Origin of the sequence: Dyella sp. (assembly GCF_036384435.1) — a bacterium.
In the GTDB taxonomy this organism is placed as follows: domain Bacteria; phylum Pseudomonadota; class Gammaproteobacteria; order Xanthomonadales; family Rhodanobacteraceae; genus GSA-30.
This window is the reverse complement of record NZ_DASVMI010000015.1, coordinates 1-14,842: the sequence shown is the minus strand read 5'-3', so window position 1 is coordinate 14,842 and position 14,842 is coordinate 1. Positions and strand designations below refer to the sequence as shown.

Genomic DNA, 14,842 nt, shown 5'->3' with positions numbered 1-14,842 from the left:
CTACGGCGCGCTCGGCGCCGGCGCCTACATCTGCGGCGAGGAAACCGCGCTGATGGAGTCGCTGGAAGGCAAGAAGGGCCAGCCGCGTTTCAAGCCGCCGTTCCCGGCTAACTTCGGCCTGTACGGCAAGCCGTCGACGATCAACAACACCGAGACCTATGCATCGGTGCCGGCGATCCTGCGCAAGGGCGCGGACTGGTTCCTGGCGCAAAGCAAGACCAAGAACGGTGGACCGAAAATCTTCTCGGTCTCCGGCTGCGTACAGAAGGGCGGTAACTTCGAAGTGCCGCTTGGCACCACGTTCGATGAACTACTGGAAATGGCCGGTGGCCTGCGTCCGGGCCGCAAGCTCAAGGGCGCGATTCCCGGTGGTGTGTCCATGCCGGTGCTGACAGCCGAGCAGTTGAAAGGCCTGCCTTTCGACTATGACACCTTGCGTGACCTCAAGACCGGCCTGGGTTCGGGTGCCATCGTGGTGCTCGATGACACCGTTTGCACGGTTCGCTTCACTCGCCGTATTTCGCAGTTTTTCCACAAGGAATCGTGCGGTCAGTGCACTCCTTGCCGCGAAGGTACCGGCTGGATGCATCGCGTGCTGACCCGCATCGTCGAGGGCGGCGGCACGATGGACGACCTGCATCGCCTCAAGGCTATTGCCGGCCAGATCGAGGGCCACACCATCTGCGCGTTCGGCGAAGCCGCAGCATGGCCGGTGCAGGGTTTCCTGCGCCAGTTCTGGCACGAGTTCGAGTACTACATCGTCAACGGTCGCTCGATCGTCGACGATCAGATGGGAGCCGCCGCATGAGCGCCCAAGCAACCCAAGCAGCCCCCGATCTGATCAACATCGAGATCGACGGCAAGCCGACGCAGATCCGCAAGGGTGCGATGATCATCGAGGCGGCTGACGCCATCGGCGTCGCCATCCCGCGCTTCTGCTATCACCGCAAGCTTCCCATCGCGGCCAACTGCCGCATGTGCCTGGTCGAAGTGGAAATGGGTGGCAAGCCCATGCCTAAGCCGCAGCCGGCCTGTGCCACGCCCGTGGCCGACGGCATGAAGGTACAGACCCGTTCGCCGATTGCGCTGAAGTTCCAGCGCGACGTGATGGAATTCCTGCTGATCAACCATCCGCTGGATTGCCCGATCTGCGACCAGGGTGGCGAATGCGAACTGCAAGATGTCTCGCTCGGTTATGGTCGCGGAGTGTCGCGCTACACCGAGCGCAAGCGCACCATTGCCGACGAGAACATCGGGCCGCTGGTGTCGACCGAAATGACCCGCTGCATCCAGTGCACGCGCTGCGTTCGCTTCACCAGCGAGATCGCTGGCACGTATGAACTGGGTGGCATGAGTCGCGGCGACAACCTGCAAATCGGCACCTACATTGGCAAGACGCTGGAAACCGAGCTGTCGGGTAACATCATTGATGTCTGCCCAGTTGGTGCGTTGACCAACAAGCCATTCCAGTTCCAGGCTCGCGCCTGGGAGCTGGTGGCTAAGCCTTCGATTGCCTACCACGATGCGCTCGGCTCCAACCTGTGGCTGCATACCCGTCGTGGCGAAGTGCTACGTACTGTGCCGCGCGACAACGAGGCCGTGAACGAGTGCTGGCTGTCCGATCGCGACCGTTACAGCCATCAGGGCATGTATGCCGATGACCGTCTGCGCGCACCCCAGGTCAAGCGTAATGGTCAGTGGTCGGCCACCACCTGGGAGGATGCTCTGTCGGTTGCCGCCGAGACCCTGAAAGATGTGCCGGGCAGTGACATTGGTCTGCTGGTGCACCCCGCTACCTCCAACGAGGAGGGCGACCTGCTGGTGCGACTGGCTCGTGGTCTGGGTAGCGCTCATATCGATCATCGCTTACGCCAGCAGGATTTTGCCGACAATGCGGTCGCGCAGACCTTCGGTACGCCTGTGGCATCTCTGGACAAGGTCAAGGGCGTGCTTCTGGTTGGTTCCGACTTGCGCCGCGAATTGCCGTTGGTAAACCACCGCGTGCACCAAGCGGTCAAGAAGGGTGCCAAAGTCTTCGCGATCAATCCGGTTGAGTTCGACTTCAACTATCCGCTGGCACGCGAATCGATCGTGGCGCCGCAGTATCTGGTTGATGCGTTGCTGGTGTTGGCCAAGGCCGCCGCCGAAGGTGGTTCGTCGCTACCGTCTTTTGCGGCTGATGCTGCCGCTGGTGTGGAAGTTACCGACCAGGCGCGTCATGCGATTGCTGCGCTGAAAGCGGGAGCCGCTGCGGTCATCCTTGGTGAAATCGCCGTCATGCACCCGCAAGCCTCCTGGCTGCGCGCGCTGGCTCGTTTCATCGCCGAGGCAACCGGCGCGGGTTACAACGAACTGCCGCTGGGTGCCAATGCCGTCGGCCTGGCACGCGTCGGTGTGCTTCCCGGCAACGGTGGCCTGGATGCGCAGGCCATGCTGGCACAGCCACGCAAGACCTACGTACTGTATGGCGTCGAGCCGCCGCACGACTTTGCTGATGGTTCGGCGGTGCTCAAGGCGTTGCATGCTGCCGAGCACGTGGTTGCATTCAGCGCCTACGCCAGCGCCGAACTGCTCGACGTAGCCGATGTGATCCTGCCGATCGGCCTGCTGCCGGAAATCGACGCGACATTGGTCAACGTCGATGGCGCGATGCAGGGCGTGAGCGCCGGTGCACAGGCTCCTGGCGATGTCCGCCCTGGCTGGAAGGTTCTGCGTGCGCTCGGCGGCCTGCTGAATGCAGCGAAGTTCGAGTTCGACGACCTGGCTGGTTTGCGTGACGGGATCGAGACGCACGCTCCGGCTGGACGCAACGAGGTTGCGCCGCGTGCCACGTTCAATGGCCTCAGTCGCTTGGCGACATGGCCAATCTACCGTACCGACGCCGTTCTGCGTCGTGCCAAGGCGCTGGGCGAGCATCCGCTCAACCGTGCTCCAGCCATCCGGCTGAATGCGGCTGAAGCTGCACGCCAGGGCTTGGTCGATGGTGGCAAAGCGAACTTCGCTGGCGTAGTCCTGCCGGTGATGGTCGACAGCACGCTACCCGACGGCACGGTGTGGGTCGAGGCTGCGCATAACGACACCGCCACGCTGCCTCCGCACGGCGCGGCCATCACCCTGAGCAAGGCGTAACCCATGGAGCAGATCCTCAATCAATTGATCTGGCCGCTCATCTACATCGTGGCCATCGTGCTCCCCGTGATCATCGCCGTGGCGATGTTCGTATACTGGGAGCGCAAGGTCATCGGCTGGATGCATGTGCGCATGGGGCCCAACAAGGTGGGCCCGCTGGGTCTTCTGCAGGCCTTTGCCGACGTGGTCAAGCTGCTGATCAAGGAAGTCATTCTTCCGAGCAGCGCGAACAAGGTGCTTTACTACCTGGCTCCATTGCTGGCGCTCGTGCCGGCCCTGGCGGCCTGGGCGGTCATCCCATTCAGCGACAAGCTGGTGCTGGCCAACGTCAACGCAGGCATGTTGTACCTGCTGGCGATGACCTCGCTGGGTGTGTACGGCATTATTCTGGCCGGTTGGGCCTCAAACTCGCGCTATGCCTTGCTGGGTGCCATGCGTTCGGCCGCACAGGTCATCTCCTATGAGCTGGCCATGGGCTTGTGCCTGGTTTGCGTGCTGGTGTTGGCCGGCTCCTTGAACCTGACCGACATCGTGCATGCACAGGCGGGCCACAAGGGCATCTGCGATTGGTTCATGTGGCCGCTACTGCCGGTATTCGTGGTCTATTTCATCTCCGGTGTCGCCGAAACCAACCGCGCACCGTTCGACGTTGCCGAGGGCGAGTCGGAAATCGTCGCAGGCTTCCATGTGGAATATTCCGGTTCGGCGTTTGCCATCTTCTTCCTGGCCGAATACGCCAACATGATCCTGGTCAGCTTCCTGGCCTCGATCCTGTTCATGGGTGGCTGGTTGTCGCCATTCCCCGAATCGGTGCCTTTCCTGGGCCACGCCAGCTTCTTCTGGCTGTTCGCCAAAGCCTTCGCCTTCGCCTTCCTCTTCCTGTGGTTCCGCGCCAGCTTTCCGCGCTACCGCTACGACCAGATCATGCGTCTGGGCTGGAAGATCTTCATTCCCATCACGATCGTGTGGGTCCTGGTCGCCGGCTGCATGAAGTATTTCGGCTGGGTCAGCATCGGCACGGGGGCTTGAGCTGCATATGTCTCGCATAACTCACTATTTCAAGAGCCTTCTGCTCATCGAGCTGCTCAAGGGCATGGGCCTGACCATGCGCTACATGTTCAGCCCGAAGTACACGATGCGCTATCCGATGGAACACATCCCCAAGTCTAACCGCTTCCGCGGCCTGCATGCCCTGCGCCGGTATCCCAACGGCGAAGAGCGTTGCATCGCGTGCAAGCTTTGTGAGGCCGTGTGTCCGGCCCTGGCAATCACCATTGACTCGGCGCCTCGCCCCAACGATGGCCAGCGCCGCACCACGCGATACGACATCGATCTGTTCAAGTGCATCTTCTGCGGTTTCTGCGAGGAGAGCTGCCCGGTCGATTCGATCGTGGAAACGCACGTGCATGAATATCACTTCGAGCATCGCGGCGAGAACGTGGTGACCAAGCCGCAGTTGCTCGCCATCGGCGATCGCTTCGAGAAGGACATCGCCGCGGCCCGTGCGCAAGACGCCGCGTATCGCTGAGGACGGAACATCATGATCGATCCACAATTGTTCCAACTCATCTGTTTCTACGCTTTCAGCGCGGTCACCGTGATTGCGGCCCTGGGTGTGATCACCTTGCGCAACACGGTGCATGCCGTGCTTGCCCTGGTGCTGACCTTCTTCAGCACGGCATGCATCTGGCTGCTGGCTGAGGCCGAGTTCCTGGCCATTGCGCTTATCGTGGTCTATGTGGGCGCTGTGATGGTGCTGTTCCTGTTCGTGGTGATGATGCTCGACATCAAGCAGGAGCACGTTCGCGAAGGCTTCATCCGGTTCCTGCCGGTGGGCATCATCGTAGCCCTGGTCATGCTCGGCGAAATGCTGGCGCTGATCGGCGTCAACAAGATGCATGTCCATGAAATGGGCGTTGACCCGGCCACGGCCGCGGGCTTGTCCAATACGGCCTGGCTGGGCAAGGCCTTGTACACGCAGTTCCTGCTGCCATTCGAGATCGCTGCGCTGATCCTGACGGTGGGCGTGGTCGCTGCCGTGGCCCTGACGCTGCGCCACCGTAGTGGTGTGCGCCACCAGACAGCAGGCCAGCAGGTATCGATCAACCCGCGCGATCGTATCCGCATCGTCAAGATGGCTGCCGAGCAGCCGGCCGCACCGGCGCCGCAACAGGAGTCCGCCCCATGATCACGCTTTCACATTTCATCGTGCTGGGCGCGGTGCTGTTCTGCATCGCGGTGGCAAGCCTTTTCATCAACCGCAAGAACGTGATCGTGCTGCTGATGTCCATTGAGCTGATGCTGCTGGCGGTCAATATCAATTTCGTCGCATTTTCCCGCTTCATGGGCGATGCGGCAGGGCAGGTGTTTGTGTTTTTCATCCTTACGGTGGCCGCGGCTGAAACCGCGATCGGCCTGGCGATCCTCGTGTTGCTGTTCCGCAATCGCAGCACGATCAATATCGCCGAAATCGACAGCATGAAGGGTTGAGTCAATGCCTTTGTCTACCTCCATTCTGCTGATCATCGCGCTCGCGCCGCTCGTCGGCTGCGTGCTGGCGGGCTTCCTCGGCCGGTTCATCGGCCGGGCAGGCGCCCACAGCGCGACGATCCTCGGTGTAGCGATTTCCTGCGCGCTGTCCATCCATGTGCTTTACCAGATCTGCACGGGTGCCGAGGTCTATAACCACAACCTCTATACTTGGTTCGAGATTGGCAAGTTCAGTGCCAGCGTAGGCTTCCTGGTCGACAAGCTGACCGCGATGATGATGGTGGTGGTCACCTTCGTATCGCTGCTGGTGCATATCTACACCATCGGCTACATGGCCGAGGATGACGGTTACCAGCGTTTCTTCAGCTATATCTCGCTGTTCACCTTCTCGATGTTGATGCTCGTGATGAGCAACAACTTCATGCAACTGTTCTTCGGTTGGGAAGCGGTGGGCCTGGTGTCGTACCTGCTGATCGGGTTCTGGTTCAAGCGCCCGACGGCGATCTTCGCCAACCTCAAGGCCTTCCTGGTCAACCGCGTAGGCGACTTTGGTTTCCTGCTTGGCATTTCGGCAGTGCTGTACTTCCTGGGTACGCTCGATTACGCCACAGCCTTCGCTGGCGCCGATGGCCTGATCGGCCGCACGCTGCATATCACTGCAAATACGCAGTGGGATGCCGCCACCGTCATCAGCCTGCTGTTGTTCGTCGGCGCGATGGGCAAGTCCGCCCAGGTGCCGCTGCATGTGTGGCTGCCTGATTCGATGGAAGGCCCGACCCCGATCTCTGCGTTGATCCATGCTGCGACGATGGTGACTGCGGGCATCTTCATGGTCGCGCGCATGTCGCCGATTTTCGAATTGTCCGAGACAGCCCTGAGCACCATCATGATTATTGGTGCTACCGGCGCTCTATTCACCGGCCTGATCGGTATCGTGCAAAACGATATCAAGCGCGTGGTGGCTTACTCGACCTTGTCGCAGCTGGGCTACATGACTGTGGCGCTGGGTGTCTCGGCCTATGCTGGCGCCGTATTCCACCTGATGACACATGCGTTCTTCAAGGCGCTGCTGTTCCTGGGCGCCGGTTCGGTGATCATTGCGATGCATCACGAGCAGGACATGCGCTACATGGGTGGCCTGCGCAAGTACATGCCGATCACCTGGATTACCATGTGGATCGGTTCGCTGGCGCTCTGCGGCGTGCCATTCTTCGCGGGTTTCTATTCGAAGGACGCGATTATCGAGGCCGTAGGGGAATCGCATCGCTGGGGCGCAACATACGCCCACTTCTGTGTGCTGGCTGGTGCATTCGTGACCGCGCTTTATACCTTCCGCCAGATGTACCTGACCTTCCATGGCAAGGAGCGCTTTACCGTGGTCTCCGACCATGGACACGGGCATGAACATCACGACGAGCATCACGATGACCATGGACACCATGAGCCGGGTGTGCTTCATCATGCGCCCAAGGAGTCGCCGTGGGTGGTGACGCTGCCGTTGATCCTGTTGGCCATCCCGTCGCTGTTCATCGGTGCCATCGCGGCCAAGCCGCTGTTGTTCGGCGACTGGTTTGGCGAGGCTATTCGCCTGCATGCCGGCAACAACGTGCTGGACAAGATAGGTGAAGAGTTCCACGACTGGCTGCACTTCGGCCTGGAAGGATTTACGGGCGCTCCGTTCTTCCTCGTGCTTGCTGCATTCGTCATCACGACCTATATCTATCTGTTCAACATTGCGCTGGCAGACAAGATCAAGTCCGTGCTCAAGCCACTGTGGATCGTACTGGACCGCAAGTACTGGATCGACAACATCTACTTTGCCGTGTTCGCCAAGGGCGGCTTGGCGCTGGGACGTGCGTTGTGGAAGGGTGGCGATGCTGCCGTTGTCGATGGCTTGGTGGTCAACGGCTCGGCCTCGCTGGTGCGGAAGATCGCCTCCGGTGTCCGTCGCCTGCAATCCGGTTATCTCTATCACTACGCCTTCGCGATGATTCTCGGCCTGATCCTGCTGCTTGGCGGGTACTGGGCGTTCGGGCAATAAGGGAAACGTTTCATGTCCAATTACTTGCTCAGCCTACTGATCTGGCTACCCATCCTCGGGGCCATTCCGGTCCTCGCCGCCGGTTCCGGTCGACCGAACGCAGCCCGCTGGGTTGCATTGCTGGTTGCCATCGCGACTTTCGCGGCCAGCCTGCTGCTGCTCACGCACGTCGACGCCGGTACGGCCGCCAAGCAGTTGATCGAAGATCATGCCTGGATCTCGGCGATCAACGTGCATTACGCGCTCGGGGTCGACGGCATTTCGGTTGCGCTGATCCTGTTGACCACCTTCGTCGGCATCCTGGTGATCATCGGCGCCTGGGAGGTCATCCAGGACAGGCCACATCAGTACATGGCCGCGATGCTTGTACTCGAAGGCCTGATGATCGGTGTGTTCTGCGCGACGGATGCGTTGCTGTTCTACGTATTCTTCGAAGCCATGCTGATCCCGATGTTCATCCTCATCGGCATGTGGGGCGGCCCGCGTCGCGTGTATGCGACGCTGAAGTTCTTCATCTATACGTTCTTCGGCTCGATCTTCATGCTGGTCGGCCTGATCTACCTGTACAACAAAGCCGGTGGCAGCTTCGACCTGGCGACATGGGCCACGCTGCCGCTGTCGATGAAGGAACAGAGCTGGCTGTTCTTTGCCTTCCTGATCGCCTTTGCGGTCAAGGTGCCGATGGTGCCGGTACACACCTGGCTGCCTGACGCGCACGTGGAAGCACCGACCGGGGGTTCGGTGGTGCTGGCCGCGGTGATGCTGAAGATCGGTGGCTACGGCTTCCTGCGGTTCTCGTTACCCATCGTGCCCGATGCCTCCGAACACTACGCGTGGCTGGTGATCGCACTGAGCCTGGTGGCAGTGGTGTACATCGGTTACATCGCTCTGGTGCAGGAGGACATGAAGAAGCTGGTGGCGTACTCGTCCGTTGCCCACATGGGCTTCGTCACCCTCGGTATCTTCGTGGCGTTCCTGCTGGTTCGCGGCAGCAACAATGCCGATGCCGGCAACCTGGCCATGCAGGGCGCCATGGTGCAGATGATCTCGCACGGTTTCGTCTCCGGCGCGATGTTCTCCTGCATCGGCGTGCTGTATGACCGCTTGCATACCCGCCAGATCAAGGATTATGGCGGCGTCATCAATGTGATGCCCTGGTTTGGTTTCTTCTACGTGTTGTTCGCCATGGCCAACTGCGGCCTGCCAGGTACGAGCGGCTTTGTCGGCGAGTTCTTCGTGATCATGGCCAGCTTCAGTGCCAACCCATGGATTGCACTGTTTGCCGCGTTCACGCTGATCATTGGTGCTGCCTACACGCTGTGGATGGTCAAGCGTGTGCTGTGGGGCGAGATCACCAACCCGCACGTAGCGGAAATGAAGGACATCAACGGTCGTGAGACTTTCGTCCTGCTCGCGTTCGCCGCAGCGGTCGTGATCATGGGCGTGTGGCCGCAGCCGGTCATCCATCTGATGGATGCCTCGGTGACGCACCTCGTGCAACAGCTGGGCAACCACAAGGTTTAAGCAGGACTGATCATGAATTTGCCTACCATCAATGACATCCTGATCCTTCTACCCGAGGCGTATCTCACGATCGCGGCGTGCTTGTTGCTGCTGATCGACGCCTTCCTCAAGCCCTCTCAACGCGGTGCGATGCACTGGTTGTCCATCGCGGTGCTGCTGGTCGGCATCTACCTGGTGATCGCCAATCAGCCAGCGGTAAACGTCACCGCATTCAGTGGCATGTTCGTGCTGGACCGAGTCTCAGAGATCCTCAAGGTCTTCGCACTTATCGCCACGGTCCTGGTCTTCATCTATGGCCGGCCGTACATGGTCGATCGCAAGCTGTTTGTCGGCGAGTTCTATACGCTGATGATCTTTGCGGTCATCGGCATCATGTTGCTGGTTTCGGCTGGCAGCCTGGTGACCGTGTACCTGGGCCTTGAGCTGCTCACGCTGTCGTCGTACGCGCTGGTCGCGCTCAATCGTGATTCGCGTTTGTCATCCGAGGCGGCCATCAAGTATTTCGTGCTCGGCGCGTTGGCCTCGGGCATGCTGCTATACGGCATGTCGATGGTCTATGGCGCGGCGCATACATTGGACCTGGCCCAGTTGCATCGTGCTGCCGCGCATACGGACATGCACAACCTGATGCTATTCGGCATGATGTTCATGATCGTCGGTATCGGCTTCAAGCTGGGCGCTGCGCCGTTCCACATGTGGATTCCGGATGTGTACGAAGGCTCACCTACTGCGGTGACGATCTTCATTGGTTCGGCGCCGAAGCTGGCCGCCTTCGGCATGGCTTATCGTCTGCTCGATTCCGGCCTGGGCGAGCTGTCGCACTACTGGCAGCCGCTGCTAGCGGTATTGGCCGTGCTTTCGCTGGCGATCGGCAACCTGGTTGCCATCGTGCAGACCAACCTGAAGCGTGTGCTGGCCTATTCGACCATCTCGCACATGGGTTACTTGTTGCTGGGCCTGGTCAATGCCGGTCCGGAAGGCTATGCCTCGGCCATGTTCTACGCCATCAGCTATACCCTGATGGGCACTGCCGCTTTTGGCATGATCCTGGTGTTGGCGCGTGCGGGCTTCGAGTGCGAAAACATCGATGACCTGAAGGGTCTGAATCGTCGTTCTCCCTGGCTTGCCTTCCTGATGATGCTGGTGATGTTCTCGCTGGCTGGCGTGCCGCCGTTGTTCGGTTTCTTTGCCAAGTTGCTGGTGCTGCAATCGGCCATTCATGCCGGCATGTTGTGGCTGGCCATTGTTGGTGCGGTGTTCGCGATCATCGGTTTGTACTACTACCTGCGCGTGGTGAAGGTGATGTACTTCGACCAGCCGGTGGAAGGCACGGAGATCAAGCCGCAGCCGGACATGCCGATGCGCTTGGTGCTTTCGATCAACGCACTGGCGCTGCTGGCCCTGGGCTTCAGTTCCGGTCCTTTGCTTGCATGGTGCCGCAGCGCATTTGGCGTATGAGCGAGTAAAGCCGGTGGTCGTGCCGGTTGCGAGGGGTAATGCTGCTCGCATTGCTCGCTGTAAACAGGAATAACAGAAGGCCCGCTCTCAGCGGGCTTTTTGTTTCTTCCGTTTAGTTCTTGCAGGTAGTAGAGCAGCAGTTTCGTTGCTCGGGAGCGAGCGAGTAGATTGATGTGAAATATTTCCTGGCAATATGCTTGCAAGAATTTCGCCACCTCGCTATAATTTTCAAACTCTGATGCGGGGTGGAGCAGTCTGGCAGCTCGTCGGGCTCATAACCCGAAGGTCGTAGGTTCGAATCCTACCCCCGCTACCAAGTTGAGAAAGCGCTAACGGCCGAATCTTCGCGGATTTGGCCGTTTTCGTTTGCGCGATTTTTGGAATGCGTACATCGACTAAATAAGAGCCGTGGTCGGCGATCGCTGGCTTTGCTTCTCATGGCGCCAAGGGTTGATCCGAGATTGCAACGCAACGATCTTGATCGCCGTCGTGCGTGATGGATGCGCGAAACGCGATGCGCAAAAAGACGGATTCGTTGCCATCGACTCTGGAACGCTGCGGTCGAACGGCACCTCTGACGAGCATGGCCTGCTCCGTAGTTTGGGGCAGCTAGGTGCTTTAATAAGGCTGCGGCTGCTCAATGCCGTGAAGGATCGTTCCGGCCGTCACAGGAGGGCAGGCCGGGATCGTGCCCGGTCGCCATGGCGTGAATCGCCGCCTGACGCGGGCAGAGGGGTAGAGCCTGCCCGCGTACGCCCTTGCTAACGGCCGCTCCTGTGAAGAGGCTCGGTTGGGCCGATCCCGGATAATGGCCTTCGCCCCTACCGGTTGCGTACACGTCGCGCTTCTTGCACGAAGTTTGCTGTTTACGTATAATTTTTGAGATTCCAGGCAAGGTTCAACGCTTTTCGGCCCATTAAATTGGCGCGAGGCATGCGGAACCGGGCTTTCAGGACCTTTCTTAGAACAAGAAAGCCTCCGTGTGAGGCTTTTTTGTTGGGCGCACGGAGGCGTCTCCCCCCAGCAAGGCTGTAGCCGCGCTTTCGGGGGCTCAGAAAGTGGGCTCGGGACATTGGCGAGGGCGCTCTCCACCCGGAGAGTCAAGGAATGGGCCGCTTGAGCCCATTTTTCGTTTCTGGCGGCGGTAAAATTTTTATGGACACACAGGCACTGGCAACGCGCTTTACCGAAGTTCTGGCCGATTTGGGGCTGGAATGCATCGGTGTGGAGTTCACCCCGTCGCAGGGGCAGAGTACTCTGCGCGTCTATCTGGATGTCGAAGGCCGTGAAGTGGGCCTTGATGACTGCGAAGCAGCCAGCCGGGAACTGTCGGCCATGCTGGACGTGGAGGATCCAATCCCAGGCCATTACCTGCTGGAGGTCTCCTCCCCCGGCATTGACCGGCCGCTGTTTACCGCGGCCCAGTTCGCACGGTTCGTGGGTGGGGAAGCAAAATTGTTGTTGAAGGCGCCGCTGGAAGGGCGGCGTCGTCTCAAAGGTAAGATTCTGGCGGTCGAAGGCGAGCGAATTTCGCTCGAAGCGGAAGGCAAGACATTCGAGTTCGAGCATTCGGCCGTGGAAAGTGCGCGTCTTGTCCCCGATTGGGTGGCGCTCGGCTATGTGCCGCAGCCCAAGCCGGGTGGCAAGAAGCCGGCCAAGAAGTCTTCGAAGAAGTAATTCAACTTACAGAGCGATCGGGCGCTAGGCGGCGTCTATGGAGTTGCTGCAATGAGCAAAGAATTGTTGCTGGTGGTCGATGCGGTTGCCAACGAAAAAGGCGTCTCGCGTGAAGTGATTTTCCAGGCGATGGAGGCTGCCTTGGCCTCGGCTGCGAAAAAGCGCTATCCGGACGAGGATCCGAATATCCGCGTGTCCATTGATCGCCAGAGTGGTGAGTACGAGACTTTCCGTCGCTGGGAGATCATCGCCGACGATGGTGAGATGGAGTCGCCATTCCACCAGTTGCGCCTGATGGATGCCGAGGATGAGCGCGAAGGCGCACAGATTGGCGAATACATCGAGCAACAGATTGAAAACGCTGAATTTGGCCGCATTGCCGCTCAGGCAGCCAAGCAGGTCATCGTGCAGCGTGTGCGCGAGGCCGAGCGCCAGCAGGTAGTCGATGCCTTCAAGGATCGCGTAGGTGAGCTGATCACCGGTATCGTCAAGCGTGTCGAGCGCGGCAATATCTACCTGGACCTGGGGAGCAACGCCGAAGCCTTCATTCCGCGTGACAAGACCATTCCGCGTGAATCGCACCGCGTCGGCGATCGCGTTCGCGGTTACCTCTTCGAGGTGCGCTCGGAAGTGCGTGGCCCGCAGTTGTTCGTCTCGCGTGCGGCGCCGGAATTCATGATGGAGCTGTTCAAGCTCGAAGTGCCGGAAGTCGGCCAGGGCCTGGTGGAAATCAAGGGTTGCGCGCGTGATCCGGGCGACCGCGCCAAGATCGCCGTGGTGGCGCATGACAGCCGTACCGATCCCATCGGCGCCTGCATCGGCATGCGTGGTTCGCGCGTGCAGGCGGTATCCAACGAGCTCAACGGTGAGCGCGTGGACATCATCCTGTGGCACGAGAACCAGGCCCAGTACGTCATCAACGCGATGGCGCCGGCCGAAGTCCAGTCGATCATCATGGACGAGGAAAAGCACTCAATGGACATCGCGGTGGCTGAGGACAAGTTGTCCCAGGCGATTGGTCGTGGTGGTCAGAACGTGCGCCTAGCCAGCAAGCTTACCGGCTGGCAGCTCAACGTGATGACCCAGGACCAGGTCACTGCCAAGAGCGAGGCCGAACAGGAATCGGCGCGCCAGCTGTTCATGGAAAAGCTCGAAGTGGACCAGGAAATCGCCAATATCCTGGTGCAGGAAGGCTTCTCCAGCGTCGAGGAAATCGCCTATGTGCCCAGCGCCGAGCTGCTGGCAGTGGAGGGCTTCGACGAAGACATCGTCGAGGAACTGCGCGCCCGTGCCCGTGATGCGCTGCTGACCGAGGCGTTGGCGGTGGAAGAGGGTATTGACGATCACCACCCGTCGCAGGAATTGCTGGACCTGCCGGGCATGGACGAAGCCACCGCCTATGTGTTGGCTTCGCGCGAAGTGGTGACACTGGATGATCTGGGCGACCTGGCAGTGGACGACCTGATCGATATCGAGGGCATGGATGAGGAACGCGCTGCCGCGCTGATCATGGCTGCACGCGCGCCGATGATCGAGCGCCTGGAGAAAGGTGGCTGACCGCGGGCGGCAACGCTCTCGGATGAGCGTGCCGAGAAGGGCTGCAATGCCTTTCACCAAGGATGGCGGTAGCTGTATGGCAAGGCCGTACGGACATGAGCGCGGGAACGGCGGAGAAAGAACACGATGTCAGATGTGACGATTAAACAATTGGCCCAGGTATTGAGTATGCCGGTCGACAGGCTGCTGGCGCAGCTGTCCGAGGCAGGTATGCCTTTTTCCGACCCCGAACAGGTCATCAGTAGCACCGAGAAGGTGAAGCTGCTGGGTTTCCTGCGCCGGACGCACGGCAAGAGCGAGACTGCCAGCGAGGCCGACGACAGTTCGCCGCGCCAGATCACCCTCAAGCGCCGCAAGGTAAGTGAACTGAAGGTAGCCACTCCAGGTGGCCGTGGTGCCGCGGGCGCCAAGACGGTCAACGTGGAAGTGCGTGCCAAGCGCACCTACGTCAAGCGCAGCGTGATCGCCGAAGAGGCCATCGGCGACGCCGAGCGTGAAGATGCCACCCGCAAGCTGCAGGAATCGCAATTGCAGCGCGAGCATGAAGAAAACGAGCGCCTGGAGACCGAGCGTCGCCGCCAGGCGGAAGCCGAGCAGCGCGCCGAGGACGAGCGCCGCGAGGCCGAGGCTACCGAGCGTGCACGCCAGGAACAGATCGAGGCTGAAGCTCGCGAAGCCGAGCAGCGCGAGCGTGAAGCCAGCGAAGCGGCCGCGCGCGAGGCTCATGCCGCAGCGCAGGCACAGCGGGCTGCCCAGGCACCCGCCGCTCCCGCACCAGTGGCAGCTCCGGCACCCGCGCCCGTGCAGGCAGAAAAGGCCGCGCCTGCTGCGCCGCCTGCCGTGCAGAAGATCGATCCGAAGGCGCTGGGCATGATCCTGCCGCGCATTCACGAGCCTCGCCGCCGCGAGCCCAAGCCGGCACCCGCGCCAGCACCGGCACCGGCACCAGTTGCGGCCAAGCCAACG

Annotated in this window: 12 protein-coding genes and 1 tRNA gene; all 13 read left to right on the top strand. The window is 60.5% G+C overall.

From position 1 onward, the window contains the following. On the top strand, window positions 1-808 hold an 808-nt coding region (locus VF436_RS01210; protein ID WP_330902143.1), incomplete at its 5' end, for an NADH-ubiquinone oxidoreductase-F iron-sulfur binding region domain-containing protein. Beyond that, window positions 805-3,129, top strand: coding sequence for an NADH-quinone oxidoreductase subunit NuoG (gene nuoG, locus VF436_RS01205; protein WP_330902142.1), 2,325 nt, complete (start codon window positions 805-807; stop codon window positions 3,127-3,129). The genes VF436_RS01210 and nuoG, both read left to right, overlap by 4 nt. A gap of 3 nt (window positions 3,130-3,132) precedes the next feature. Beyond that, a complete protein-coding gene (gene nuoH / locus VF436_RS01200) occupies window positions 3,133-4,158 on the top strand; it encodes an NADH-quinone oxidoreductase subunit NuoH (protein WP_330902141.1) in 1,026 nt (341 codons plus the stop codon). Window positions 4,159-4,165: 7 nt separating this feature from the next. Continuing rightward, entirely contained in the window at window positions 4,166-4,657 is a 492-nt protein-coding gene (gene nuoI / locus VF436_RS01195) for an NADH-quinone oxidoreductase subunit NuoI (RefSeq protein ID WP_330902140.1), read from the top strand. Between the two features lie 12 nt (window positions 4,658-4,669). Next, window positions 4,670-5,317 carry an NADH-quinone oxidoreductase subunit J gene (locus tag VF436_RS01190; RefSeq protein WP_330902138.1) on the top strand — a complete coding sequence of 216 codons (648 nt, stop codon included), beginning with the start codon at window positions 4,670-4,672 and terminating at the stop codon, window positions 5,315-5,317. After that, window positions 5,314-5,619: an NADH-quinone oxidoreductase subunit NuoK gene (gene nuoK / locus VF436_RS01185; RefSeq protein ID WP_330902137.1), complete on the top strand. Its 306-nt coding sequence runs from the start codon at window positions 5,314-5,316 to the stop codon at window positions 5,617-5,619. The genes VF436_RS01190 and nuoK overlap by 4 nt, the downstream gene beginning before the upstream one ends. A gap of 4 nt (window positions 5,620-5,623) precedes the next feature. Beyond that, window positions 5,624-7,660, top strand: a complete 2,037-nt coding sequence (gene nuoL, locus VF436_RS01180) for an NADH-quinone oxidoreductase subunit L (RefSeq protein ID WP_330902135.1) — start codon at window positions 5,624-5,626, stop codon at window positions 7,658-7,660. A gap of 12 nt (window positions 7,661-7,672) precedes the next feature. Then, window positions 7,673-9,184 (top strand): NADH-quinone oxidoreductase subunit M, encoded by a 1,512-nt coding sequence (locus VF436_RS01175; RefSeq protein ID WP_330902134.1) that lies wholly within the window; start codon window positions 7,673-7,675, stop codon window positions 9,182-9,184. 12 nt (window positions 9,185-9,196) lie between these two features. Continuing rightward, the gene (gene nuoN / locus VF436_RS01170) at window positions 9,197-10,642 is read left to right on the top strand and encodes an NADH-quinone oxidoreductase subunit NuoN (RefSeq protein ID WP_414649794.1); all 1,446 of its coding nucleotides are present in this window, start codon (window positions 9,197-9,199) and stop codon (window positions 10,640-10,642) included. 239 nt (window positions 10,643-10,881) lie between these two features. Continuing rightward, window positions 10,882-10,958: transfer RNA gene (locus VF436_RS01165), tRNA-Met, on the top strand. Window positions 10,959-11,797: 839 nt separating this feature from the next. Beyond that, a complete protein-coding gene (gene rimP, locus VF436_RS01160; protein WP_330902144.1) occupies window positions 11,798-12,319 on the top strand; it encodes a ribosome maturation factor RimP in 522 nt (173 codons plus the stop codon). Between the two features lie 51 nt (window positions 12,320-12,370). Next, window positions 12,371-13,876: a transcription termination factor NusA gene (gene nusA, locus VF436_RS01155; RefSeq protein ID WP_330902133.1), complete on the top strand. Its 1,506-nt coding sequence runs from the start codon at window positions 12,371-12,373 to the stop codon at window positions 13,874-13,876. 126 nt (window positions 13,877-14,002) lie between these two features. Then, the coding region (locus tag VF436_RS01150) for an IF-2-associated domain-containing protein (RefSeq protein ID WP_330902132.1) at window positions 14,003-14,842 on the top strand (840 nt) is incomplete at its 3' end.